Source organism: Rhodococcus sp. NPDC056960 (genome assembly GCF_042674125.1).
Classification (GTDB): domain Bacteria; phylum Actinomycetota; class Actinomycetes; order Mycobacteriales; family Mycobacteriaceae; genus Rhodococcus_F.
The window spans coordinates 1-24,042 of the sequence record NZ_JBHURF010000053.1; the positions used below are offsets into that span (position 1 = coordinate 1).

A 24,042-nucleotide genomic window follows, 5' to 3' on the forward strand; every position below is an offset into this window, starting at 1 on the left:
CCCCGGCCACACGGCCCCGACCCAGGAACACCGAACGTGGATGAGCTGACAACCCGGTCAGCAGATCACCGAGATCACCGATCCACGGATTGAGGTTAAATTCAGGCCGCGTTGACGTGCTGCGGGTTACTGTAGTGGACGTCGTTCGGGGGCCCGATAGTCGAGGGCTGAATGCCGCCGTCGAGGGTTGTGGAAGCCTTCGACGTATCGAACCATGTCTTGTCGCGCTGGCGTTTTGGTGGCGTATACGGTGCAGTACACGCATTCGTTCTTCAGTGCAGCGAAGAAACTTTCGGCCAAGCTGCTGTCCCTCTTCGAGGCATTGACTTCGCCTCAGCTCGTGACAATACTAATGCAGCATTGTTAGTTAAGTGGACCGTCCACAGCGATGCGTCCTGTGCGACGCTGACCCTCTGTGCAAGTCACATTGACCTAATCCCCTGTGAGTCGCTTGGCTCTGATAGGAGCATGTTGATGACCTCCCTCCGCGATAAAACCAAGATCGACACCGACGTTGTCGTCATCGGCAGCGGTGCTGCCGGCCTTTCCGCCACCCTGGCGGCCAGGGCCTATGGTGCCGATGTCGTGTTCCTGGAGAAGGGACAACTCGTCGGGGGCACTACTGCCCTTTCTGCGGGCATGGTATGGGTGCCGAATAATCAGGCGGCGGCTGCAGCGGGAATAGCCGACTCTCGCGAACTGGCAATCGAGTACATGGAATCGCTTGCTCGGGGGCTCGAAGACCCCGCACTGATCCCCGTCTATGTGGACTCGGCGCCTGAGGTGGCTAGCTGGCTGGAGAACAACTCCGACCTGCGCTGGACTGTCACTTCCTATCCGGACTACCACTCAGACAATCCTGGCGCCCTGGAGGGGGGCGGACGGTCCCTGGTTCAAGAGAATTACGAGTTCGGCAAGCTCGGAGATTGGGCAGAACGCGTCATTCTCTCCCCCAAGCAGGCGGAACGAATGCGGATCAATCCGGCCGAGGGGGCGTTCGGGGCTAGGAGTGCGCCGACTGCCGATGAGATCGCCCGACGCGAGGGCAAGGACATGCGAGCCTGGGGCCAGGCGCTCGTTGGAGCGCTGCTTGGTGCCGCCCTGGAGCGTGGGGTGGAACCGGTAGTGTCCACCCGAGTTACGGGACTACTCATGAACGGTGACGCTGTAGTGGGCGTCCAGGCCATTGGTCCCGATGGCGCCTTTGAGGTTGGTGCACGGCGCGGTGTGATCATCGCGTGTGGTGGCTTCGACTGGAATTCAGACCTTGTCCGCGCCTACCTGCGGGGGCCGTTGAACAACTCGGTCGCAGTACTGGAGAACGAGGGTGACGGTCTCATCCTTGCGCAGCAGGTTCGAGCAGATTTGGGAACCATGCAAGAGGCGTCTTGGACGCCGATGATCAAGCGACCAGGCCACGTCCGGCACGGCGACGGTGTATTTCCGCGGTCTGCCACGGTGATCGCCGAACGCAGTCGTCCGGGTTCGATCCTTGTGAACCGCGCGGGCAAGAGGTTCTGCAACGAGGCAACCAACTACAACTCTATCGTCGGCGCATTTCACAATATCGACCCGGCGTCCCTGACCTATCCCAACCTCCCGGCCTTCCTTATCTTCGACCAGGCGTTTCGCGATCGTGGTCCGATAGCGGAATGCATGCCTGGAGACGAGGACCCGGATTGGATGGTTGTTGCACCTACCATCGAGGACCTGGGCCGTCGCATCGGCGTGGATCCGCTGGCCTTGGCTGCGACGATCGCTCGCTTCAATGCCTTCGCCGCAGCAGCGTGCGATGAGGACTTCGGACGCGGTGAATCCGCATTCGAACGCGCGAATGGTGATCCGTCAGCACCCGGAGCATCGGCGAACTTGGCGCCAATCGACACTCCGCCGTTTCGTGCTGTCGAGATCGAGATCGGCGCCTTTGGCACGCGAGGCGGCCCGCGTACTGACCAACACGGGCGAGTCCTTCGGAACAAGGAACCGGTGCGTGGCCTCTACGCCGCGGGCAACGCTGCCTCGTCTGTGATGGGGATGTCCTACCCCGGGGGTGGCGCCACGCTAGGCCCAGCTTTGACGTTCGGTCACCTGGCGGGTAGGCACGCAGCGACAGGCCGTTGATCGCCCGTAGACGCGACTCTCGTTCGGCTGCGAAGACTCGAGCCTGATTTAGCCTGGATCTAGATGTAGATCGCGACGCGGTCGCCGGCGACGAGTCCGAGGTCGGTGAAGGTGTTGGCGGCCTTGCTGACTTCGGTGAGCAGGTCGTTGTAGGTCAGGTCGCGGGTGTCGCCCGGTTCGCCCTCGAAGTGGATGGCGACGCGGTCGCCGTTGCCGGCGAGGACGTGGCGGTCGACGCAGTTGTAGGCGACGTTGAGTTCGCCGCCGACGAACCATTTCGCCACGGGGGCGTCGGACCAGTCGAGTACCTCGGAGAAGGGGGCGTGCCAGTGCAGGCGCTCGGCCTGCTTCGCCCAGAACGCGAGGCGGTCTTCGTCGGCGGCAGCCTGGAGTTCGGGGCCGGCGTTCGCCGTGGCGGTGAACTTCTGGCTCGGGGGGAAGGCGGCGATGACGTCGCTGGTCTGCACTGATTGGCCTTTCTGCCGAATCTAGAGACATGCACGGACGCCAACGGTGACCATCATGGTTCCGTGAGTGCACCGGGCGTCATCGCGGACATGTCGTGCGGGTGCGTCGAGGAACAGGAACCGCGATCTCAGCCTCACGGCACGTGAACAGCTTTGCTGATCACCATGTTTCGCACCCTGTCGAGTTTTGTTGCATTAGTTCACGGTGAGACGCGTCCGACAATGGGGCATCTACTTTCGTGTATATCCCGCCGCGCCGATCAGTCGATCAGACCGAGTGTTCGTGCCGCAGTGATCGCCTGGACCCGGTTGGTGACGTTCAACTTACGCATCGCCGTCCTCAGGTACGTCTTGACCGAGTTCTCGACGAGGCCCAGGTTCGCTCCGACAGCACGATTGGTCAGCCCGCGCGCGGCTTCGCGCAGCATATCGACCTCACGTCGGGTGAGGTTCGGGAGGTTCTCCGGGACGCGCGTGGCTCGTGCGCCGCTTAGACGTGCGCGGACCCGTTCCAGCCGTGTGCGCAGGGCTTCGCTGTCCATCGCGGCAGCTATGTCGTCGAGCTCGCGGACGAGGACGGCGATCTCGCTGTCGCTGAGAGCGGACTCCGACGCGGTGGGCAAACCTGCTGGGCGGTCCAGGGCGGACACTGCGTGCACGAGTTGCTGCACCCAGGGGCGGAGATTCTCGTACCACCGTTCGCCGATCCAGCGGCGATTGCCCAGGTAGATCAGGACGTCGGGCGAGCCGGACAGGACGGGAGGAATCGCCGCCAGGGTCTCGAGGTCCTCGCCCAAGACTTGTGCGTCGTAATCGTGGGTGATGCCGCCTGCTGTCTTGTAGCTCGACACCGCGACGGGACGGTTCAACAGCAGTGCCTTGCCGCCGAGGCCAGCTCCGCGGCGGACGATCAGGTTTGCCATCGTGCCGGTACGGGCTCCGTGGGTCGAGGTGACCTGCACCGCGTCACACGAGGGAAGGACGTTCGCGACGAACACCATTTCCATGCCTGACCGAGTTCGGAGTGCGTCCATGGCGTCGAGCACGCTCGTACTCTCAGTGGGGACGTCGGACTTGCCGGTCATGTCAGCAGAATAGTGAATCCAGCAACCACCAGGAGTTTCAGGGGAGTCGAGGATATCCACCAGTCGCATTCACTCCATTCGGGCGCAATGCCGACACATTGCAACGAAGGCCCGCATGTTCTTCTGTCCACGTTATCGACCCTCTGTTCGAGGCTATTCGCTCGTGGGGCGGTGCCGAAGGACGCCGGCCTCGAACGGTAGTCCTCGGTCACCGAACGGCATCGTCGCTAGCCTCTTGTGCCGAGCGAGTGCAGGCCAGGCCCGACCTGTCGGCCGTAACTATGAATACTGCCGGCGCAATCACCGCCGAGCGTGACCGCCTCCGCCATGTCGATCACCACCTTGCCCGGTCACGGGTCGAAGGTGGCGACCGCCACGGTGTCAACGTCTCCGGCAGGACCCGGTCCAGCAGGCACCGAGGCATCCCATCGGGATCCCGGTCGCGGTACGGCGCGGCCGATCGCCAGATAGAGCTGCGTTGTCGAGCAATGCGACTGTCCACGTGGCCGACGAACTCGACTCCCTCGGTCCGGGATTGCCCAGTGACGAGGGCGGCGGTGAGCACGGAAGAGGACGGGAGATTCGTGAGTGGGCGATCGGGGAGGGCCTCGCAGTGTCATCCCGTGGCCGGATTGCGGCCCGAGATCGAGCGAGCCTTCTCTGACGCTCAGGCGGAGAGCCGGTCGCGTTAGTCGCACTACTGTTGATGGATCCGGGCGTGTGATCGTCGCCGACGAGGGTGACGTCGAACCCACCCCACCTGAGCGGAGTCGATGCGGGTTCCGTGCGGTACTGCACGGCTCTCGCGGAGGTGTCGCCGGGTACATGACGGCCGACTGCTTCGGCACCAGTCCGTGCGCGGATGGTGTTCGTGCAGGTCGGGTCGCGTACCGGGCGGGTCGGTGCTTATGCTCGATCTCGGGAGTCCTCCGAGCGAAGAGGTGCATCAGCATGGCCCGAAACAGCGGCAACCGGCCGGTCGATGGTCCGGTGTTGACTGTCGGTGTCCGGGTGCTGGTCCGCAGGAGCGCCGGGGCCGATCTCACCGGTGCGGTCGTGAAGGATTATGCGGCGGTGACCGACCCGGGCGGTGGTGGGCACGAGTGGGCGCCGGTGCATCGGTGGGCGGTCGCACTCGATGACGGGCGACTGGTGTTCGCCGACACCGAGGACCTGACCATTGATCCCGGCTTTCCCCGCTCCGCCCCGGACCCGAACTCAAACTTGGACTCGGGTTCGGCCGGGGGGACATCGGGTCGGCATCGGGGAGAGTGATCGGCGGCAGTCGCCTTGGTGGCCGGTTCTGGCGGCGTCGAACATCGTTCACACGAATGTCTTTAGCAGTCAGTCGATTACATGAATGAGCGGATGAGGTCTGAAGACGCTGCGTCGGGCTCGTGGCATGGTCTGCCGGGTGCCGGAGTCGTGGCACAGCCATACCTGGCGTTGCGTTGTGGTGTTGGTCGGAACTGGCGTTTCAGGTTTGCCGTGTCCGGGATGAGAGGGTGACCGTGTCCGGTATGAGGGGTGATGAGGCTCGCGTGGCCCGGGACTTCGCGGGGTGGTTGTCGTCTCGGGGATGGACGGTCCGTACCGAGGTGGATGTCGTCGACATCGTTGCCGAGAGGGACGGGCACCTGCTCTACGTCGAGGTCGAGGGTGCGACGACCGCGCCGGGGTTGGATGTCGATTCCGCTATAGGGCAGTTGGTGAGGCGGATGCCGAGCGAGGCGGATCAGTCGGTGTCGTTCGCGTTGGTCGTTCGTGACGAGCCGCGTTCGGTGGAGGCTGCGGTGCGGGCACCGCAGCGGGTTCTAGATCTGTTGGGGATGGCACTGTTTGCGGTCGATGAGGACGGGGGCGTGCGGCAGCTCGTCGGCCGCGCATGAGACGTCCCGGCGTGGGCCGGGGGCAGCCCGGCGGGGCGGCCGGCAGGATCACCATGCCCGACGACGGGTGGGGGAGTGCGGTGCTGGGGCAGCAGCTCAGTCGGGTTTGGAGCCGTGGACTGATCATCGGTTGGTCGCGGGTTCGAGACCCGTCCGCCCGACCGCGTTCATCGCCGCCCCGAGCGGACCGTGGGTGGGGTCGGGCCGCCGGATCGAGTGCGCGCGAGGCAGCGGCAAAGCGATCACCGATCATGGGGCCCTGGGCTGTGCCGCTCGACGTCGCTTCCGATGTGGGGCACCGGGACTGGGATTGATCGTCAGCGGATCGCAGCGGTGCTGTCGCCAGCGTATCGGCGAGTTCGGGGTCGGGTACCAATTGTGCCCGGGTGGGGACCCGATTAGTGATTGTCTGTGATGTGGGGCGGCTACCGTGAGGATTTGTGACAGCAGGTGGTGCGGGGGATGCGCACAAGATGACGCCGAGCCCCGAGGTTGGGCTCGACTTCGCTCGGGAGTGGGTGGAGTTCGTCGACCCGGATGACGCCGAGCATCTCATCGCGGCGGATATGACGTGGCTGCTGTCGCATTGGACCTGTGTGTTCGGCACTCCGGCCTGCCAGGGCATCATCGCGGGCCGACCCGACGACGGCTGCTGCTCGCACGGCGCCTTCTTCACCGACGAGGAGGATGTGAAGAGGGTGCACGAGTCGGTGCAGCTGCTCAGGGCCGAGGACTGGCAGTTCATGAAGCAGGGTCTCGGGAAAAGGGGGTACATCGAGGAGGACGAACTCGAGGGTGAGCCGGCGCTGCGGACCCGCCGCTACCGGGGGGCGTGTATCTTCCTGAACCGTCCCGGCTTCGAGGGTGGCATCGGGTGCGCGCTGCATGCGATGGCCCTGCGGCGTGGCATCGAGCCGCTCGAGGTCAAGCCCGACGTGTGCTGGCAGCTGCCGATCCGGCGCACGCAGGAGTGGGTGGAGCGCCGACGGTGAGCAGATCCTGAGGACGACGATCACCGAGTACGACCGCCGCGGCTGGGGTGAGGGCGGCGCGGACCTGGACTGGTACTGCTCCGGCTCGCCGGACGCGCACGTCGGCGCCGAGGCGGTGTGGCAGTCGTATGCGGCGGAGCTGACCGCGTTGCTCGGTGAGGCCGCGTATCGCGAACTGGCGCGGCTGTGCAAGAGACGCCAGGGCCTCGGTCTGATCGCCGTGCATCCGGCGACTGCGGTCGCCGAGAAGAAGCCCCGGGACCGGAGCGGCGGTCGGTGAGGACGTTGACCCCGGTTGCTTCGTTATGGGCGGTGACGACCGGGGTTGAGGTACCGGCGCAAGATTCTCAGGCGTCGCGTCACCGGTGGGCTCCGGTGGTGAGGCGACTCGGAGCCGGAGCCGGTGTCACATCCAGGGCATGTCGGGGTCGAGGGAATGGGAGATCACGCCGTCGTCGGGTTCGAGGGGGTAGTTCGCGGGGTGGTACGGGGCGCTGGAGGATCCGAAGAGGTCGACGCCTCCCTGCTGGGTGAGTGTGGTGCCCGGCTCGTACAGTTCGACCTGTTCGGGGACGTCCTCGTCGGGGGCATCGCAGGCGACCATGGGCCACGCGTTGGCGCATCCGATGCGGTCGCGGACCTGGACGGTGTACGGGGCCTGCGGGGCGGCGGTGTCGGTGGGTGCTGCTGCGGCGGTGGCACTCTGGGCCAGCACCCCGCCGAAGCCGAGGGTGACGCCGTCGGCTGCTGCGGCTGCGGTGCGTGCGGTGATCGAGGGGATGTCGTGGCTCCTGAAGTTCGGGTTCGGGTTCGGTGGTGGGGCGAGCACCAGTTTTCGCCGGCAGCGGGCGTTCGATAACACCCCGGAGGGGGTGATCGATGACCCGCACGGGGGCGGAAAAGTACCCCTGGGTGGCGGCTGGGCTGCTTCAGGGGCGGCGTTCTCGGGAGGTGGGGCGGCGGGTCTTTCCGGGCTGCGGCGGCGGTGGAGGTCCTGCGGCCCGGTTCCGGGCGGTGTCCTGTTCGGCCCCGGCCGGGTGTGCGGTGGGGGCCGGGGTGCCGGGGTGGTGTGCGGCGGGGTGGGGGGTGTCCCTATGGTCTTCGTCAAGCCGCTGAGGGGAGTGGGGCCCGGTAGAGTTCCTTGTTCTTCAGCATGGCGTAGAGGACGTCGCAGCGGCGTCGGGCGAGGCAGATCAGGGCCGCGTTGTGCTTCTTCTTCTCGGCACGCTTTTTGTCGTAGTAGGCGCGACTGGTCGGGTCGTGGAGGGCGGAGAACGCGGACAGGAACAGCGCTCGTTTGAGCTTTTTGTTGCCGGAGCGGGCGGGGTGCTCACCACGGATCGATGAGCCCGATCTGCGGGTGACCGGTGCGATGTCGGCGTAGGCCGCCAGGTGGGCGGCGGAGGGGAAGGCGGAGCCGTCACCGACCTCGATCAGGATCCGGGCTCCAGTCCTGAAACCGATGCCAGGCATCGAGGTCAGGACCCGGGAAAGAGGGTGGTCATCGAGGGCCCTCTCCACGTCCTCGGCAACCGATTTCCGTTGCTGGAGAGTCCCTTTCAGGGTGTCGGCGAGTTTGGGGAGGATGGTCTCGGCGGCCTGAGTGCCGGGCACGACTACGGTCTGCTCGTCGAGGGCGGTGAGGATCTCACCGACGAGCCGGGTACCCATGCGGGGCGCGTGCTTGACCACGATCGCGGTGAGTTTGCGCTTGCCCGCCTTGCGGATTCCGGCCGGTCCACCGCAGCGGGAAAGGACCTCGAGCACCGCCGGATGGGCGATGCGGGGCCCGAGGACCCGCTCGAGCGCGGGGTGGATGGAGGTAAGCAGGCCGCGGATCCGGTTGCTGACCCGGGTGGCCTCACCGGCCAGGTCGTCGTCGAACCCGACGAGGACCTCGAGCTCGGCGAGGGCCTCGTCGCCGGTATCGACGCGGCGCAGGGAGTGCGGCATGGTGCGGGCGGCATCGGCAATGATGAACGCGTCTCGGGCATCGGTTTTCGCCTGCCCGGGGTACAGGTCGGCGATGCGGCGCATCGCCAGTCCGGGCAGGTAGCCGACGTCGTGGCCGCAGGCACGGGCCACGGTGACCGGCAAGGCGCCGATCGTGTTGGGTTGGTCGACGACGACCAGCACCGATCCGTGGGTGGCCAGGCGGTCGAAGACCGTCCGCAGCTTCGCTTCGTCGTTGGGCAACGCCTTGTCGTAGATCTTCTTTCCGGCGGCGGTCAGTCCGACGGCGTGGTGCTCACCTTTGCCGACGTCGATGCCGCAATACACCGCATAGTTCGAGTCCATTCAGGTCGTCCCTTGTGTCTCGGTCGGGCCGGTCGCCGATCCGGCATCGACGCCCGGCACCCACGTTACAAAGAGACCTACCCAAAACTTCGGTTGGCCGTGTCCCTATCAGCGGTCCGTCGACGCCACCACACCCGGCGACACCACCCCCCGGATCATGCGAGAGACAGGGGCAAGGAGTCATACCGGGTCTGGCGACCGTAGCCCTTCTGTGAAGGACCGTAAATAACGTAACGGGTGTAAGCCCGCTGGGCGCCGGGGTCGGCGCTCGACCACCCGCGGGTGAGGAACCGCACTCGAGGAATGAGACCGGAACCGAACACGAAAAAGGGGGTGAGTGCACCACAACCAGGAAGTCCGGGGTTCGCCCGCCGCCTCCGTCACCTGTCCACGCTGCGCAGCCGGCGCGGCGAACCCGGTAGACGGCACCGATCCCGGGGTCGTCCGGGGTCGCCGACCCGTCGAGGAATTCAGACCGGCGCCACCACACCAGCGCTGAGGCTGATGGTGTTCGGGCGCACCGCCATTGACGATGGCAGCTGTTGGCATTCGAGGTCGGCCGCCCCCGGGACCGGTGCCCCTCGGAGCCTGACGAGGACCGCGACGATGAGACTCGATCGCGATCCGTACCAGGTCCTGAGATTGACCTCCGCGGCCTCCCAGGCCAAGATCACCGGCGCTTTCTCCGTCTGCACCACCCCCACCGCCCGCGGCCCGGTGACCGGCTTTCCCTGCGCAGCGGTACCGTCCCGGTCGGCGACCACACACTCCGGTACCGCGGCGGGACCGATCGGACGGCTGGCATCGAAATCCTCGCGCCAGAGTGCCTTACCGTACCGCACCGCGGCGACCGAACCGGGGTCGTTCGGGCAGCGTCGAGGCCGCTCGGGTCGGGTGTGGCACACTTTTCGGTGTCCGCCGAGCCCGCGCGGCAGCCCTGACGTCGATGGCTCAGATGCGCTGGGCCGGAAAGGGTATCGCAATGAGTGAACTCGGCGCGGTCGCCGCGACCGGTGCGCCGCACCGGGTGGTAGCTTCCGGTTCTTCCTCGACGGGCACCGCTGGGAATGGTCCGCCACCGTCGCCGCCATGCACGGCTACATCCCCGGAGGTCACCTCGACCACCGAACTGCTGCTCTCCCATAAACACCCGGGCGACACGGTCGCGGTCACCGCTCTCCTCGAACGCACCACCGGTCACGGTGAGCTGTTCGGCGGCACACCTCGGATCCTCGACACCGGTGGTCGGGTCCGTCACCTCATCGTGGTCGGCGATCGGATGCTGGGCGAGCACGGTCAGGTGATCGGCACGTCCGGGTTCTACCTCGACTCACGCCGAGTCCGTCGAGCAGGACGTGCAGGAGTCGGTGGACGAGGTGGTGGCCGAACTCGAGAAGTCCCGGGCGGTGATCGAGCAGGCCAAGGGCATGCTGATGGTCGCCTACGGCATCGGCGCCGACCGTGCCTTCGACGTCCTCACCTGGCACTCGCAGCAGACCAACACCAAACTCCGCACCGTCGCCGAACGCCTGGTCGCCGCCGTCGCCACCACCACCACGTTGCTGCCCGCGCAGGTGCGGGCGCGGTTCGACCATGTGCTGCTCACCGCGCATCACACTCACGGGTAAGGGGGCGGTTTCGTACGCTGCGGCACTGATCGTCCGGAACCTCGATCGCCTCGGCTACCGGTAACAGAACATTCGTGGGGACCCCTCTCACCTTCTCCGGGGGATCCCACACAGGGCCCACGTACAGGACCGGGGCATCCCGGTGTGCGGAGTGATCCGCGTACGACCGATCGAGTGTCGAGGGCATCGGCGGGTGCCACGATGGGGGTATGGACTCCGATCAGGACCCGACCGCACGCGCCACCGGGTTCGAGCGCCGGCTGCGGGCCGAACTCGGCAGATCGCCCGGGACCTGCGGGCCGAGCACGCCAGCATCCAGGGCACCCTGGACGTGATCACCAAGGCCGCGCAGGACGTGGTCCCCGGCACCGAGGACGCCGGCATCACCCTGATTGTGCGCGGCAGATCCTTCCAGTCCCGGGCGGCGACATCGGAACTGCCGAAGAAGATCGACGACCTGCAACACCGGTTGCGGGACGGCCCCTGTGTGCAGGCGATCTGGGAACACGAAACCGTCCTCGTCAGGGACATGGCCACCGAGCGGCGGTGGCCGAGGTTCGCGCCGGAAGCCGCCCGGCTCGGGGCCCGGTCGATGCTCGCGTTCCAGCTCTACACCACCGAAGACACCCTGGGTGCGTTGAACCTGCACTCGCGCCACCCGGACACCTTCGACCACACCTCGATCAGCATCGGCGCCACCCTGGCCACGCACGCCGCGATCGCACGGATCGCCTCCCAACGCGAGGAACAGTTCCGCAACGCTCTGGCCTCCCGCGATCTCATCGGTCAGGCCAAGGGCATGCTGATGAACAAGTATGCGATCGACGCCGAGCAGGCCTTCGCCATCCTCACCCAGCAGTCCCAGCACACCAACGCACCCCTGTACGAGGTCGCTCTCACCCTCGTCGAGCACCGGCTCGAGGACTGACCGGCCCCACCACGGATCAGTGAGAGCGGCCGACGCCGAGCGGGAGACGACTACGGTCGGTCATTCTTTGCCTCCACCCCACCGCGTCCGGCGGTCGCTGGGGGAGGAACAGGAACGGTCCGCACAACGCCGGCGACGACGGGCATCAGCGCACAGTGCCCGGCGAGCCAGTCGGGTACGAAGACGGCCGGGGATCGGAGTGGGGCTCAAGGGGGTCGGTGGTGTGGGGTCGTGGCGGCGAGGTGGCCGATTCTGCGGTGGCGTTCGGTCTCCGATGGCAGCATCACATCCATGTCCCCGACACCGGAGCAGTGGCCGGCGAACCGGTGGACAGGCGCGCCGATTCCGGAGTTGGCCGAGGGCCGGTGCCTGCACATCGTGGAGGGCCGGCCCTGGCGTACGGCGTTGCAATGGCTTGCCGACGGCGATCGCGGGGGCCGACGGCCGTGGCACGGAGCGAGTGACTATCAGGACCGGGATCTGTTTCTGGTGGTGTTGTCCACCGATCCGCGGATGGTGGTGTGCCTGGACGTCGCCGATGGGGGCGAGGCCGAGCACGGCAACCGGATCATGGTGCGCCGCGAGGAGACGGTGGTGTTCGGGCACGGACTGCTGTTCGACGCCGTCAAGGCCCGGGCGGGCATCAGTATCCAGTTGTACCGGCAGTACCGCGGCGCCGATGCGTCGGCGATCGTGTCGGCGGTCGAGCAGGAACACCACCTCGACACCCCGTGGTTCACTCCCTCGCGATGGTTCGATTGCCACGGCATCGACTTTTGACGGTGGCTGGCAAGCGCATCGTGCACCACGTCGATTCCGGTGCGGCTCTCCGACTCGGTACCAACGTGGCCGACGGTGCCCGGGGGATGCCGCCGGCCGCACCGCAGTCGGTCGTGTGTTCTTCCTCGCCGACGACTGCCCGACCGGCTGACGGTGAGTGGTGTCCATGACCGCCACCACATTCAGTCCGGGGAGGGGCGATGACCGCGAAGTTCGAGTTGTTCACGGACACCGCCGGCCAGGTCCGGTTCCACCTGAAAGCCGCACACGGTGAGACCGTCGCGGCCAGTCCGGGTTACACCTCGAAGGCGGCGGCGCAGAACGGGATCGCGTCCATCACAGCCAATGCGGCAACCCCTGACCGAGGACCTGACCTGGCCACCACCTGCGGATAAGTGCCGTGACCTCGCGGGCAGTGGGCGGTGTGCCGGGCCTCACGCCGTCGGCGTCGAGGTGGAGCGGACGGCCGGAAAGGGACGGTTCCGGCTGCTGATCGGGTGGGGACTTCGGTGGGTTGGTCAGCTCGCGCCGCAGGCCACGGGCTTGGCCCGTGGAATGTGGTCCCCATAATTCGGAAACGGTAGAGAATGGGTGACCTCGCCTGGGTGAACGAGGCGGCCGACCGATCCAGCGTTTTCGCTCAGCGAGTTCCCCGCCGGGTGTGGAGCGTCGATGGTGGTGGTTGCGTTTTCTACGGCTCTCAAGTCATGTCCGCGTGGTGTCGTATTCCGGGACCGGTGCGGTGCTTGCTGCCCTGTCCCGGGTTGGGATGCGACAATCATGCCCATGCCCGACACACCGAGGGAGGGTCACGACGGGATCGTGCCGGGGGATCGGGTGCGGGTCCGGACCGGGGCAGCCACAGGCGGCGGCGACGCGGACTGGGTGTTCGGTGTGGTGGTCGACGATTACGCCGCGGAAGCGGATGCCGGCGGTCATGAGTGGGCTCCGGTGCGGCGGTGGGCGGTCGCGGCCGACGACGACCGGTTGGTGTTCGCCGACGATGACGACATCGAACCCGCCCCAGCAGAGCAGAACTGAGTCGGCGTTCGAGCGGTACTGCGCTCGGTGCTCGCGCTCTGACGCGATGACGACGGGCGCGGGTACCGGGGAAGTCCGCACTCCGCTGCCACAGCATTAGGAATCCGTGACCATCGGTGCCGCGCGTTATCGCGGTGGGGTATCGAGTTGTCTCCAGTCGTGTGCCCAGTGCCGCAAACGGTTTCGGTGGATCAGTGTGCGGACGAGGGCGGTGGGGAGCAGGACGGTGCCGGCGGTGAGGGCCCAGATGCCGATGGAGGCGGCCGAGGCGACGATCGTGTTCTCCCCGTTGCTGGGGAGGGGGACCGGTGGGGTTGCCGTCGGCGCCGATGCTGAGGGTGATCGTCTGCCCGGCTTTCGCGGGGGTGTCGGTGGGCACGATCTCGGTGCGCTCACCGTGGGGTGTCGACCACCGGGCTCGGGCGGTGTCCTGTGTGGGCGCGGAGTGCGCCTGCGCTGGTGTCGGGTGTGGGGTGGGTGTCTTCGAGGAGCACGGCCGGTACCTGCTGCACGCTCGCGCGCAGCGTCTGGGTTTGGTGTTCGAGTCGGGTGTGGGTGGCGGTGCCGACCGCGGCGGCGGCCGGGATGAGCAGCAGCACCACGATTGCGGCGGCGAGGACCAGGAGGGCTTCGTAGCGGTCGGTGCGGCGCATCAGGTGGTTCCGGTTCCAGGGTCGCAGTCGCCACCACCGGATCGGTGCGGGTGTCGGTGCTGGTGCCGAGTGGTCCGGTCGCATGGGTGCCCCCTGAAGGTTTTCGCGTCTCCCTTCCTTTCGATTGTGCGTCGGAATCCGTGGTGGAGCCGATGGGGGGCTGTGGTGCGGAACCCTGGCCCGGGGGACATGCCGTCACCGCAGGTCAACACAGGATTCCTCCGTCCTGTCCGCGGTTCCGGACACGCCCCTCCCGTTGCATCTCGTGGCGCGCACCGGCCTGCTCGGGGAAGGATGGAAGCCGTGAGCGATCGCACCGCAGCCGACCTCGAGGATGACCTGACCATGCTCGCAGGGTTACGCGCCCGTCTCCGGGCTTCGGAGGGCCCCGATTTCCGCATCCCGACCACCGCGGTGGACCGGGTCCTCGACGAGCTGAACGGTTCCGACTGACCACCGGAAGAGTGCCGGTAGGGCTCCGCCCGTATGGAACTCCGCGGGGGTGGTCGGCGGGGTCGGTCAGTTCTCGGTGAGGAGTGTGTCGACCAGGGCGGCTGCGGCGGCGGTTTTGGCGGCGGTCTTGGTCCCGGCGGTGGCGGTGGTGGTTCGGCCGGCGAGGTGGGCGGTGGCGGTGAAGCGGGGTGCGTGGGCGGGTCCGTCGGTGTGGTAGTCCCAGTGCGGTTGTGGGAGTTGTTCGTTGTGGGCGAGGCTGGTCAGCCAGGCGACCGGGTTGGAGAGCGCTTTGCGCTTCTTGGTGTCGGTCAGGCCCGCGAGGGTGACCAGTGGGATAAGTCCCGTCGCGGTGACGCTGGCTCTGTCTCGGGCGGTGACCGGGGACAGTGGTTCGGGTTGGTCAGCGGGTTGCGGGGCGGGCGAGGGCAGCGGCCAGTGTGGTTCGGCCGCAGGATGATCGGTGCCGGTGAGGTGCGCGCGCAGCTGGGCCCAGAGCGCACTCTGTTCGGCCGATTTCTTCGCCGGCGCATACGTCCAGGGGCCAGCGGTGCCGCGGAAGGCGGCGCGGGCGGCGAAGGTGCGGTCGTGGTCGGCGCCGTGGCTGCGGGTGTCGATAACCGGTTCGGGGTGGTCGGGGTGGGTTTGCCGCCAGATGGAGAGCACGCTCGGTGCCATTTCCGGGTGCGCGGCGGCCACGGTGTCGACGATCTGGAGCCTCACCGGCAGCCAGGACGGGTCGGCGGCGTCGATGACGAGGGCGACGTCGGCGACGGTCAGGATGTCCGCTTCGACACGGCGAAGAACCTCGTCGCGGATCTCGTCGGGAAGGGGTTGGTCGGCGGCGGCTTTGAGGACCTTGTGGAAGGTTCGGGCGTCGAGTCCGGTTAGGTCCCGCGCGGCCTGCTCCGCGACGGAGCGCTGATCGGCGTGCTTGAAGCGGTTCTTCTTCGCTTCCCGGGCTTGCCGGGTGCGGCGGTTGAGGTCGTCACCGAGGGCGGTGAGCTGATCACCGGTGTAGGGGGCGGGGGATCCGTCGAGGTGCGCGAACACGATCCGCTGGTTGATCAGGTCCGCGACCCGCCGCAGCGGGGAGGTGATGTGGGTGTAGGCACTGAGCCGGAGGCCATGATGCCCGTGGACGGTCGGGTTGTACATGGCGGCGCGCAGGGTGGAGAGCAGGCGTCCGCGGAGTTTCGCGAACAGGTCCGGGTCCCCTGAGGCGGCGGCGATCTCGGCCATCAGTTCGGTAGTGGTGCCGGCGACGGGGTTGGGGCGGTGGTTGCGGAAGAGGATCGGCACCCCGCGCTCGATGCACCAGAGGGCGACGGCTTCGTTGGTGGCGATCATCACCTCTTGCACGATGACGTACGCGACCGTGCGCAGGGTGTCCGGGATGGCGATGATGGCGCCGTCCTCGGTGGTGGCCCAGCCGCGGGTGAGGTCGTAGAAGGCGAGGGCGCCGCCGCCGCGGCGGGCGGCCAGCAGTGCTTGGGTGGCGGCGTCCGCGGCCACCAGCTGCGGGTGTAGGGGGTGGTCGGGGTTGGTGAGGATGGCGGGGACCTGGGCGTGGTCGACGGGTGCGCATCGGCCGGCGGGTATGTGTCCGCGACCGACAACCACGTCGGTGAGGTGGCCGTCGGGGGTGATGGTGCCGGTGATCCGGAGGGTGGTGCGGGGGGAGGGTGGTGCGGGGGTTGTCGGTGGTGAGGGTGGCGGCCTGTTCGGCGGATTCTCCGAGCATGGGGATGGTGCGGTTCGGGAGGTAGCGGGTTGAGGCGCGGAGGAAGGCTTGTTCGTCGGCGACCGATCCGGCGGTGACGGGGTCGGCGACGGCGGCGATGTGGACCTCGACCGCCCACCCCGAACCATGGGGCAGTGGTGTGATGGTGAAGGCGTCGTCGCGGTCGCGGGCGGTGCCGGCATCGATCATCAGCAGGGTGGACGTGGTGCGGGTTGTTGCCGATGTCATGGACGTATTCCCCCTTTGTGTTCCACTGAACCCGACGATAGGCCCGCCCGGGCAGGTCGTGGCGGCGGCGCGCGATCGGCGGCGGTGCCCCTGGTCCGGGCGGGCGCTGTGCTGTTGCGGGGGTGAAGGCTGCGTGGCGGCAGTTCACCCGTGCGATGCGTGGCCCCGAGATGGGGTGTCGGTGACGCTGGTTAGACTCGGGGTCGTTCTGAGTGCATCCCCCCAAACTGTGTTCTCGGAACATCCCCCTGGTGCCCCGGCATCCACCCCCCGGATGCCGGGGCGCTTTTGATGTGCGCCGGCGTAAGGTCGCACCGGTTCACGACTGCATCTCACTCGCCCTCGACCCGCGCTCGTCTCACCGTCTGCGGTAGGCGGTCGGTGATGACCGTGGCGAGGGTTCGGATCCGCCGCGGGCGTTGTGCTGTGCCGGCGCATGGCAGGTCCAGCCGCATGATATGAGCAGGACTCGACGGGGCGACATGGCCTCGCGCTGTACCGGGAACAGTGACGGCGGTGACGCCGCGGGGAAGCGGTCCGGGCCGGGGTGTGTGCGAGAGGTGTTGTGGCGAAGCCAAGCGCAGCCCCCGCCAACGATGAAGATCAGCTGGCAGGGGCGCTACACGGACAACCTGCACGTGATGACGAGCGGCGCATTGTGATTCTCGTGAGCGGCGGCATCGAAGTCCAGGGAGTGTGATCCACACCATCGCACTATTTTTGGTCACCGCGGGGGCCGGGTCTTGAATTGCCGCGAGGGTGGATGGTGTACGGCGCCCCCGGAGTACGAGCGGGTTTTCGAGGTGGGCGGCGAGCATGTCGGCGCGGGTGGCCGGACTGGCGTTGCCTTCAACAGGTTCGGGTGGGGTGTGGTCGGGTGGAGGCTGTCAGAGGGCGGCGGCGGTCAGGGCGGCGATGCCGGCGACCGCGACGAGCATCAATAGGGCAAGCGGTGAAGAGCCGAGGACTGCTGCGAACACCAGGATGGTCAGCAGTGCGAGGCCGAGGGGTACGGCAATGCCCGCTTCCCGTCCCTCGAGCAGCGCCGGGTCATCCGGTGTGCCGCCGTCGCAGCCGGTATCGGAGGTGGGTGCCCCTGTCACAGGTACTCGAGTATGGGGAAGAGCGCGATCGCCGACACCATGATTCCGGCGACTCCGGCGACGATGCCCAGCAACGCCCGCAGTGAGGCTGCTTCGTCGTCGGCGACGGCGGTCCGCGTGGTGGCGACGGCACCGCACACCACGGCGCACAGGCCGAGCGCGAATCCGAGCCCGAATATCCAGAACGACGGAATCGACAACGTCCCCAGCACGATCGACACTGTGGGCAGCCGCGACCCACGGCGCCTCGAGTGCCGGGGTGTCTCGGCGGAGGCCCGCCCGTCGCTGGTCGTCGGTGGTTCGCACGGAGCGGCAGGGGCGGTCATGATCCTCCTTACGAGGGGTGTGGGTGACGAATCAGCGAGTGCACCTCGGTGCGAGCGACTCTCGTGGTTGTGCGTGGTTATCGACTACGACAAAGTTAGCACTCTCGATGTGAGAGTGCTAACAGTTTCGTGGGATAAGTGAGCGGTCGCACACGCCTCCTGGCGGATTTGAGCGTCGGGAACACCGCCGCCCCGTGGTCACGATGACCTGCGAGGGCCTCCCGGTTCGTGTGTGGATCCGGGCCGCGGTGGACGGTGTCGGCCGGATGCAGGTACCCTGAAGTGCAATGATTCATTATGAATAATTTGGGAGGTGCTTCGGTGGACATCATCGACCGTAAGGCCGTTGCCGCCCTCGACGCTGCGGCCGCCCGTCGCCGGGTCGCCGACCTGGACGTCCTGCGCGCCGTGGCCGAGGCGAACGCCGCCAACATCACCCAACGCGTCATCCATGAGCACATCGGAATCTCCCAACCGACGATTCACCGCATGCTGCGCACCGTGCTGGACAACCCGGCCCTGCTCGATGAGACACCGACCGAGGTCATCGACCGCCGCACTGCCGGCCAGATCACCGGCGACGAGATGATGCAGGTGCTGCTTCACTGGAACTTCACCTTCGGACAGGTCCCCGTCAGCGGTGGTACCTCGGCGGATGCGTACGAAGCCGGCAGCTGGGACGAGATCGAACGCGCCTACTACCGCGGCCTGCTCACCGACGACGAGATCGGCCAGCTGATGGACCGCAACCGCGGCGCCCTTGAGCAGGCGGCCAGGTCTGCGTGAACTCCCCGGATCCGCTGCGCGGCACCGTCGCCGCCCAGCACTAGCTCGGCTATCCTCAGCGCCGGTGCGCCAGGCACAGGAAAGGGCACCCTCGCGTCGCGAGCACATCCCCGACTTGGATGGGTACCGTAGCCTCGACGCCGATACGTTAAAGACTTCCTGATCGAACAGGCACTTCGCGACGGGGACTGCAGCGACCTGCTCGGCACGGAACTGGAGGACGGGGCCACGCTGGCGCTGCGGGAGCTGGAAGCGTTCACGCCGACTCCACCGCCCTGATCGATCAGATCCGCCGCCCGTGCCCCAGCGGGGCAGGAACATGCTGATCGAGGGGACCCTCTGGTGGCCGGGATAGTCGTCGGAGCTGGGTGGCTCTGCAATCACCTGCTGCACCATCCATCTCGCGACCCGATGGCAAATACCACGGCATCCTCAAGATCGGTGTCAGTCGTTTGACTGTATCTACTGGATATAGACATTCCCGGTGGTAATGAATATGAATGGGCGCCGAAAGTGCAGGTGGCGGCACCGACCTATGAGTTCGGCGGTCGACTGATGGGATTTCGCACCAAGGCGCAGACCTCGCGGTTGGTTACCGTTATGGTTTCGCCATGGGAAAACCGTCAACGTCCTCTGCTGCAGGCACTGCGCTGGGATACCTCGCCCAGGTCGAATACGCGTTGGCTGCGGCGGTCGAACTCGTTCGAGATGCTCATCAGGACACCTCTATCAGCATCGAATTGCTGGACGATTTTGCGGTACACGCTGATTCCACGATAAAGGGTGATAGGTGGTTTCAGTCAAAGCATACTGTCGATCCTTCGAAGAAGATTTCGGATCTTGATGTGGAGTTCTGGAAGACGATCTCCTTGTGGATCGACGCGTCTCCGGACTCGACCGTTTCGATGTTTCTGGTCACGAACGGGGGAGTTTCTGAGGGCTCTGGTGTGGAGAAGTTGACCCTTGGTTCGGGGGACCCAGTCAAGGCTTCGGACCTCCTCTTTTCTGCCGTGGAGAAGTCTAAATCAACGGACATCAAGAAGTACTCGAAATCCTTCATGGAAATGGCACCTTCTCGGCGGATCGAATTTCTCAGTCAGGTAGCCTTGATCGTTGGTGCTCCTGGGGCCGATCAGATCGATGCCAAGATACACCGTGGTCTCGCGATTGCGTGCCGCCCGCAACATCACCAGGCAGTGACAGAGTGGCTACGGGGATGGTGGCACGATCGAGTTCGGCAACACCTTATGGATTTCTGGCGTGGCAACTATGATCCGATTCCAGTCCGGGAAGTAATGGATAGAATATTTGCAATCCAGGACAGGCTGCGCTCGGATGATCTACCAATTTTTGATCACAGAGAGTCGAGTTCGACGGAGCTATCCTTGGATTTAGAGGATGCAGTTTTCGTGCAGCAGTTGAGGTTGATTGCAGTGCACAGCAGACGTATAGAACACTGCATACTGGAGCATAACCGCGCATATCAACAGCGCTCTTACTGGCAACGGTTTTCTCTTCTTTCCGTTGGAGAGTTGGAACGATATGAGAACATCCTCAAGGGTGAATGGATGAGATACTTTCTTCCACTTTCCGGCGAGGATGAAGATCAATGTGACGAGAGTGCTGTGTGCAAAGCATCTCGAAAGAATTTTGATGAGCTCGACAAAAGTTCGCTTCCTGCAATCAGGACGCATGTGTCGGAGCGCTTTATTGCCAACGGATCGTTGCACATCATGGCGGACCGGCTAGAGATTGGTTGGCACCCTGACTATGTCGCAAGGCTCCGCGGGGTCTTAGATGCTCCGTCGGTTCGAGAAGGTGGCGCCGCATGACATTCAGTACCGCTGTGGGCGAGGTGCCGGCTTCTCGTGTACCGATGGAAGAACGGTCACTATTCAATCCCGCGTTTATAGCTGTTCTTCTCCACCGAGCAGTGAGGTCATGGGGTCATGAGCGTCACGATGGAATGCATGTGATCCTTTCATTTCTGATCATTCCGGTAGTGCTGCACAGTCCAACGCGTGCGAGTCTCCCGCGCACGAAAAAGGCGTCGATGTTGGAGTGGATCCACAGCCATCCGGACAGCTTGGTTTATATTCCCTCGAATGCAGTAGCGCTAAGGGAAAACGTCAGTCGCGGGTTGGAACTTGGGCTTCGTACAGGTGCGCTCGTATCGCTTGGTGCGGCGACTGTGGGGCACGGAAGCATTAAAAGAAAGACAAAGAAGACGGCATTCACCGAGGACGTCGAGGATTGCCTCAAGGCGGCGGAGTTCTTGGGAAAGTGGTTTGCTCAGCAAAATGATTATTCAACTACTCTGGCGGTATGGGGAGTGAGACCATAATGCAAATCGATTCCATTTTTTTATACAGTAAGAACGGCGATAGGCGTCAGATTGATTTTCAATCTGGAAGTCTCAACATTATTACTGGGGCATCACTCAAAGGCAAGTCGAATTTGATCCCGATTATCCGATTTCTGCTCGGTTCGGGATCCCCGCATAGTCCCACCGGGATCATTCGGAAGTCGGTTTCCTGGTTCGGGTTGTCCGCGCATATAGGTGAAACGCGATTTTTTATCGCTCGTCCGGCTCCACCGGCGGGCACTACTACCAATCGAGCTATGCTGCTCGTAAATCCGACCAGTAACCCAGAGCATCGTGAGTTGTCCGTTAATACAACGAGCGACGGAGTCCGGGCGTATCTTGGCAATCTGCTGGGAATCGAAGACAACGCGAATTTTCCCGATGAGGGCCAAACTCGCCGCGCTCTGGCAGCGACCTTTGTCCATTCGTTGTATTACTGCTTCCAGGGTCAAGGCGAGATCGCCAACCCGGATATTCTGTTTCATCGACAGAACCGTGATTTTCAAAAGCAAACGATCAAAGACACGTTGCCGTACTTTCTCGGAGCTCAGGGGCCAGAGGAGCTGAAAGCTCGCGACGACCTGCGCCGGTTGCGTCGGCAGTTGAAGATCGCACAGCAGAGACTCGCCCAGTCGGAAATGATCCGCGAGGCGGGGCTGGCGAACATGCAAGCGTTGATCAGACAGGCGAGCATCTACGGGATGGTCGCGGATGGTCCAACACCGACGACCGTTGACGACGCGACCGCGGCGCTGTCCGCTGTGCTGGACGCGAGATGGGAGTCCGTCGATCCACCAACTGATTCAAGCGAGTATGAACGATTGTTGGAGGAAGCCAGTCTGTTGCGGGACGAGATTGCGCAACAGGAACAGCACCTTCGGCGGCTTGAAGAGTACGCCGCTGTGCGTGACTCCTACGCCGTTGAATTGGAGCATCAGAGGTCTCGGCTCTCCTCATTGCACCTACTGCCCGACCCACATTCAGAAGCACCGCAGTGTCCCGTATGTTCGCAAACCCTAAATCCCGAGGACACCAGCATTCTCGACGATGTTCAGGAAGCGCTTGGGGACATCGACACCCGCCTACGCTATGTCGGTAGGGAAGCTCCCCGGGTGGGAGGCAAGCGCGAAGAGCTCGCGGCGGCTTTGGAGGAGAAGCGCGCGGATTATCGGGCCACGGTCCGTGCCATCGACGATCTAGCGGAACTGCAGAGGCTTGAAGAACGAAGGTCTCGCGAGATCGAGATGCGGAGCTTCGTGGCTGGCCGCATCGCGCAGTTCCTTGAACACGCCGGGTCAGGCGACGGTGATGACCTAGACGATCTGCGCAGAACCAGCGAAATCATGCGGCGTGAGGCCGACGCTCTGGCCGACGAGATCGACGGCGAAGCCGTGCGGTCGCGGACAGACTCACTTCTCCGAGTCGTCTCTAGAAGGATGGGGGAGTTAGCGGCGCAGATAGGTCTAGAACATGCGTCCTCGGGGGTAAGGATCGATCAAGGCCGTCTCACGATCGTCGTTGTTGAGCCCTCGGGACCCGCTTATATGGATGAGTTGGAAATCGGAAGCGGGATGAACTGGGTTGGCTATCATCTGTGCGCCTACCTTGCACTGCAGGAGTTCTTCATCGAGCATCACAGGCCGGTCCCAGCCTTCATTGTGTTCGACCAGCCAACGCAAGTGTTCTTCCCCGAGGATCCGCGTCAAGTCGGCGAGGTGGAGGATCTTGAAAGCGGCGACCGCGCACGCGCTTTAAGCCTGTTCAAGTTGTTAGCGGATGTTGTAGCCAGCCAGGCTGGAGCACTTCAAGTGATTGTCCTCGACCACGCAGAGTTCGAAGACGACTGGTTTCAGGATGCGGTAGTCGAACGATGGCGAGGGGAGAGCGCCCTAATACCACGATCGTGGGTCGAAGAGTTTGGCGGCGACGAACCGGATGACGGAGCAATCGAGTCGTAAAGCGCGACCGCTCCTTGTGGTGTTGAGGCGATGCGTGTCAACGAGTCTGAGCGCGCTTTGCTTCAGGCAAATGACAGAGTCGACCTTCGCCTTTCTAAGCTAAATGCGGTGTTCGGCGAGGATCGGTGACCTGCCGAGGGTGGGGGTCGGCTGGAAAGGTCGACGCACTGATCGCCCAGGTAGTGGAAGGCGTCCCGAACTGCATACCGGCCAGGGAGCCTCCCTGGCCTGGCCTGGCCTGGCCCGGCGTCCGCCGGTTCATTCACGCCCTTGTACTACCCAGCAGGTCGTCAGCACCACGGACGCCAGCACTACCGCGCTCCGCCAACGCCCCGCGGCGGGTGTGCTCGAGGTGTCACCCAAGAGCAAGCGCAATTAGATCTGCGGCGCCGTCGACGTGCGTCCTAGGTCACATCGGGTTGGACGGCGGGCCACACTGGCGGTTCCGTGCGTGGCACCATTTACATCAGTAGAGCGCTGGCGAAGTAGGCCGCACGCGCCGCCTCGCTCACGGCACAGGCCGTGCCGCTGGCGGGGCGACATTGAGCGGCGGCGCCCACTGCTCGATGACGGTTGCCTCGACGGCGGCGGGTGTCGGGTGCTCACACCAGGACACCCGCAATTGGGCATGCATCCAGGCGATCAGGCGGATCTCGTCTTCGTCGACTATGAGGACCCGGTCGGTGCGGCGGGTTCGGTAGCTCTCGGTGTCGAGCAGTAGCCCGGCGGGAGTGCGGCGCAGGGTGGATGATCTGCTGCGGCGCAGGTGGTTGCTGGTGATGCGTCGGCGCAGTTTGGTTGCGAGACCGACGTAGAGCAGCCGGGCCCCGGTGTCGGTGGGGCGCGGCGGGCAAGTGGGTTGCGGGAACACGTCGGGAGCTGCCCAACACGCGTACAGGCCTGGCGCGACGGGCAGTGTGGACAGGTCGTCGAGCGCGTGATGGGTGGCGCCGAGGGCGGCGATGGTGCTTGCCGGATCGAGCGGAGCCGCTGGGGCGGGGTCTGCATGGTCGTCAGTGTGCCGCGAGCGGCTGACGATCTGGACTCGGTGGGTCCGAAGTGAACGCGTCGAGGGCCCACCCGTGACGGTGGAGCCCTCGCACGGGTATGAGTCAGTGATACCGAAGATCTCGCGGAGGTCCGGAAGCCAGGTCGGCACCGGGAGCGATGGTCGCGGCGGAATGAACCGCGGGAACGACA

The 24,042-nt window shown here is 65.1% G+C and carries 20 protein-coding genes and 5 pseudogenes; 14 read left to right on the forward strand and 11 right to left on the reverse strand.

Annotated elements, in window-relative coordinates; all coding sequences use genetic code 11:
* Positions 1 to 101: 101 nt before the first annotated feature.
* Positions 102 to 309 (reverse strand): annotated as a pseudogene (locus ACFTWF_RS43000) (IS3 family transposase); the annotation flags it as partial.
* Between the two features lie 165 nt (positions 310 to 474).
* On the opposite strand from ACFTWF_RS43000, the gene ACFTWF_RS43005 reads away from it, so the two are divergent.
* On the forward strand, positions 475 to 2,121 hold the full coding sequence (locus ACFTWF_RS43005; RefSeq protein ID WP_378467159.1) for an FAD-dependent oxidoreductase: 1,647 nt from the start codon (positions 475 to 477) through the stop codon (positions 2,119 to 2,121).
* A 62-nt stretch (positions 2,122 to 2,183) separates the two neighbouring features.
* Here the strand turns inward: ACFTWF_RS43005 and ACFTWF_RS43010 are convergent.
* Positions 2,184 to 2,609, reverse strand: a pseudogene (locus tag ACFTWF_RS43010) (acetyl-coenzyme A synthetase N-terminal domain-containing protein); the annotation flags it as partial.
* A gap of 239 nt (positions 2,610 to 2,848) precedes the next feature.
* Positions 2,849 to 3,673: a LuxR C-terminal-related transcriptional regulator gene (locus ACFTWF_RS43015; RefSeq protein WP_378467160.1), complete on the reverse strand. Its 825-nt coding sequence runs from the start codon at positions 3,671 to 3,673 to the stop codon at positions 2,849 to 2,851.
* 951 nt (positions 3,674 to 4,624) lie between these two features.
* On the opposite strand from ACFTWF_RS43015, the gene ACFTWF_RS43020 reads away from it, so the two are divergent.
* The 3 genes and pseudogenes from ACFTWF_RS43020 (at position 4,625) to ACFTWF_RS43030 (ending at position 6,834) form a co-directional block, all read left to right on the forward strand.
* A complete protein-coding gene (locus ACFTWF_RS43020; protein WP_378467161.1) occupies positions 4,625 to 4,948 on the forward strand; it encodes a hypothetical protein in 324 nt (107 codons plus the stop codon).
* Positions 4,949 to 5,214: 266 nt separating this feature from the next.
* A complete protein-coding gene (locus ACFTWF_RS43025; protein WP_378467162.1) occupies positions 5,215 to 5,562 on the forward strand; it encodes a hypothetical protein in 348 nt (115 codons plus the stop codon).
* A 473-nt stretch (positions 5,563 to 6,035) separates the two neighbouring features.
* Positions 6,036 to 6,834, forward strand: a pseudogene (locus ACFTWF_RS43030) (hypothetical protein).
* 126 nt (positions 6,835 to 6,960) lie between these two features.
* Here ACFTWF_RS43030 and ACFTWF_RS43035 read toward each other — a convergent pair.
* From ACFTWF_RS43035 to ACFTWF_RS43045, 3 genes are all read right to left on the reverse strand, one after another.
* Positions 6,961 to 7,383, reverse strand: coding sequence for a hypothetical protein (locus ACFTWF_RS43035; RefSeq protein WP_378467163.1), 423 nt, complete (start codon positions 7,381 to 7,383; stop codon positions 6,961 to 6,963).
* A gap of 275 nt (positions 7,384 to 7,658) precedes the next feature.
* Entirely contained in the window at positions 7,659 to 8,852 is a 1,194-nt protein-coding gene (locus tag ACFTWF_RS43040) for an IS110 family transposase (protein WP_378467164.1), read from the reverse strand.
* Between the two features lie 470 nt (positions 8,853 to 9,322).
* Positions 9,323 to 9,757, reverse strand: a complete 435-nt coding sequence (locus ACFTWF_RS43045; protein ID WP_378467165.1) for a hypothetical protein — start codon at positions 9,755 to 9,757, stop codon at positions 9,323 to 9,325.
* A gap of 121 nt (positions 9,758 to 9,878) precedes the next feature.
* Between ACFTWF_RS43045 and ACFTWF_RS43050 the strand changes: the two are divergent.
* From ACFTWF_RS43050 to ACFTWF_RS43070, 5 genes and pseudogenes are all read left to right on the forward strand, one after another.
* Positions 9,879 to 10,480 (forward strand): annotated as a pseudogene (locus ACFTWF_RS43050) (ANTAR domain-containing protein); the annotation flags it as partial.
* 280 nt (positions 10,481 to 10,760) lie between these two features.
* Entirely contained in the window at positions 10,761 to 11,408 is a 648-nt protein-coding gene (locus ACFTWF_RS43055) for a GAF and ANTAR domain-containing protein (protein ID WP_378467182.1), read from the forward strand.
* A gap of 291 nt (positions 11,409 to 11,699) precedes the next feature.
* Entirely contained in the window at positions 11,700 to 12,188 is a 489-nt protein-coding gene (locus ACFTWF_RS43060) for a hypothetical protein (RefSeq protein ID WP_378467166.1), read from the forward strand.
* Between the two features lie 200 nt (positions 12,189 to 12,388).
* Complete coding sequence (locus ACFTWF_RS43065) at positions 12,389 to 12,583, forward strand: YegP family protein (RefSeq protein WP_378467167.1); 195 nt, start codon at positions 12,389 to 12,391, stop codon at positions 12,581 to 12,583.
* A gap of 385 nt (positions 12,584 to 12,968) precedes the next feature.
* Positions 12,969 to 13,229: a hypothetical protein gene (locus ACFTWF_RS43070; RefSeq protein ID WP_378467168.1), complete on the forward strand. Its 261-nt coding sequence runs from the start codon at positions 12,969 to 12,971 to the stop codon at positions 13,227 to 13,229.
* Between the two features lie 392 nt (positions 13,230 to 13,621).
* On the opposite strand, the gene ACFTWF_RS43075 is transcribed toward ACFTWF_RS43070, so the two are convergent.
* On the reverse strand, positions 13,622 to 13,882 hold the full coding sequence (locus tag ACFTWF_RS43075) for a hypothetical protein (protein ID WP_378467169.1): 261 nt from the start codon (positions 13,880 to 13,882) through the stop codon (positions 13,622 to 13,624).
* Positions 13,883 to 14,185: 303 nt separating this feature from the next.
* Between ACFTWF_RS43075 and ACFTWF_RS43080 the strand changes: the two genes are divergently transcribed.
* On the forward strand, positions 14,186 to 14,335 hold the full coding sequence (locus tag ACFTWF_RS43080; RefSeq protein ID WP_378467170.1) for a hypothetical protein: 150 nt from the start codon (positions 14,186 to 14,188) through the stop codon (positions 14,333 to 14,335).
* A 66-nt stretch (positions 14,336 to 14,401) separates the two neighbouring features.
* Here ACFTWF_RS43080 and ACFTWF_RS43085 read toward each other — a convergent pair.
* The 3 genes and pseudogenes from ACFTWF_RS43085 to ACFTWF_RS43095 all read right to left on the reverse strand — a co-directional run bounded on the left by ACFTWF_RS43085 (position 14,402) and on the right by ACFTWF_RS43095 (position 17,733).
* Positions 14,402 to 16,304: pseudogene (locus ACFTWF_RS43085) on the reverse strand (RNB domain-containing ribonuclease).
* 887 nt (positions 16,305 to 17,191) lie between these two features.
* The gene (locus ACFTWF_RS43090; protein WP_378467171.1) at positions 17,192 to 17,407 is read right to left on the reverse strand and encodes a hypothetical protein; all 216 of its coding nucleotides are present in this window, start codon (positions 17,405 to 17,407) and stop codon (positions 17,192 to 17,194) included.
* Positions 17,404 to 17,733, reverse strand: a complete 330-nt coding sequence (locus tag ACFTWF_RS43095) for a hypothetical protein (protein ID WP_378467172.1) — start codon at positions 17,731 to 17,733, stop codon at positions 17,404 to 17,406. The genes ACFTWF_RS43090 and ACFTWF_RS43095 overlap by 4 nt, the downstream gene beginning before the upstream one ends.
* A 321-nt stretch (positions 17,734 to 18,054) precedes the next feature.
* Between ACFTWF_RS43095 and ACFTWF_RS43100 the strand changes: the two genes are divergently transcribed.
* The 4 genes from ACFTWF_RS43100 to ACFTWF_RS43115 all read left to right on the forward strand — a co-directional run bounded on the left by ACFTWF_RS43100 (position 18,055) and on the right by ACFTWF_RS43115 (position 22,842).
* Entirely contained in the window at positions 18,055 to 18,519 is a 465-nt protein-coding gene (locus ACFTWF_RS43100; RefSeq protein WP_378467173.1) for a helix-turn-helix domain-containing protein, read from the forward strand.
* A gap of 611 nt (positions 18,520 to 19,130) precedes the next feature.
* Positions 19,131 to 20,351, forward strand: a complete 1,221-nt coding sequence (locus ACFTWF_RS43105; protein ID WP_378467174.1) for an ABC-three component system protein — start codon at positions 19,131 to 19,133, stop codon at positions 20,349 to 20,351.
* Positions 20,348 to 20,863 (forward strand): three component ABC system middle component, encoded by a 516-nt coding sequence (locus tag ACFTWF_RS43110; RefSeq protein WP_378467175.1) that lies wholly within the window; start codon positions 20,348 to 20,350, stop codon positions 20,861 to 20,863. The genes ACFTWF_RS43105 and ACFTWF_RS43110 overlap by 4 nt, the downstream gene beginning before the upstream one ends.
* Positions 20,863 to 22,842, forward strand: a complete 1,980-nt coding sequence (locus ACFTWF_RS43115; protein ID WP_378467176.1) for a DUF3732 domain-containing protein — start codon at positions 20,863 to 20,865, stop codon at positions 22,840 to 22,842. Before ACFTWF_RS43110 ends, ACFTWF_RS43115 begins: the two co-directional genes overlap by 1 nt.
* Before the next feature lie 508 nt (positions 22,843 to 23,350).
* On the opposite strand, the gene ACFTWF_RS43120 is transcribed toward ACFTWF_RS43115, so the two are convergent.
* The gene (locus ACFTWF_RS43120; protein ID WP_378467177.1) at positions 23,351 to 24,001 is read right to left on the reverse strand and encodes a GIY-YIG nuclease family protein; all 651 of its coding nucleotides are present in this window, start codon (positions 23,999 to 24,001) and stop codon (positions 23,351 to 23,353) included.
* Positions 24,002 to 24,042: the final 41 nt, after the last annotated feature.

Bases quoted from the DNA above. Each gene is read 5' to 3' on its own strand.
- ACFTWF_RS43005 (WP_378467159.1), top strand. From the start codon at position 475: ATGACCTCCCTCCGCGATAAAACCAAGATCGACACCGACGTTGTCGTC.
- ACFTWF_RS43015 (WP_378467160.1), bottom strand. From the start codon at position 3,673: ATGACCGGCAAGTCCGACGTCCCCACTGAGAGTACGAGCGTGCTCGAC.
- ACFTWF_RS43020 (WP_378467161.1), top strand. From the start codon at position 4,625: ATGGCCCGAAACAGCGGCAACCGGCCGGTCGATGGTCCGGTGTTGACT.
- ACFTWF_RS43040 (WP_378467164.1), bottom strand. From the start codon at position 8,852: ATGGACTCGAACTATGCGGTGTATTGCGGCATCGACGTCGGCAAAGGT.
- ACFTWF_RS43060 (WP_378467166.1), top strand. From the start codon at position 11,700: ATGTCCCCGACACCGGAGCAGTGGCCGGCGAACCGGTGGACAGGCGCG.
- ACFTWF_RS43065 (WP_378467167.1), top strand. From the start codon at position 12,389: ATGACCGCGAAGTTCGAGTTGTTCACGGACACCGCCGGCCAGGTCCGG.
- ACFTWF_RS43070 (WP_378467168.1), top strand. From the start codon at position 12,969: ATGCCCATGCCCGACACACCGAGGGAGGGTCACGACGGGATCGTGCCG.
- ACFTWF_RS43075 (WP_378467169.1), bottom strand. From the start codon at position 13,882: ATGCGCCGCACCGACCGCTACGAAGCCCTCCTGGTCCTCGCCGCCGCA.
- ACFTWF_RS43095 (WP_378467172.1), bottom strand. From the start codon at position 17,733: ATGACCGCCCCTGCCGCTCCGTGCGAACCACCGACGACCAGCGACGGG.
- ACFTWF_RS43105 (WP_378467174.1), top strand. From the start codon at position 19,131: ATGGGAAAACCGTCAACGTCCTCTGCTGCAGGCACTGCGCTGGGATAC.
- ACFTWF_RS43110 (WP_378467175.1), top strand. From the start codon at position 20,348: ATGACATTCAGTACCGCTGTGGGCGAGGTGCCGGCTTCTCGTGTACCG.
- ACFTWF_RS43115 (WP_378467176.1), top strand. From the start codon at position 20,863: ATGCAAATCGATTCCATTTTTTTATACAGTAAGAACGGCGATAGGCGT.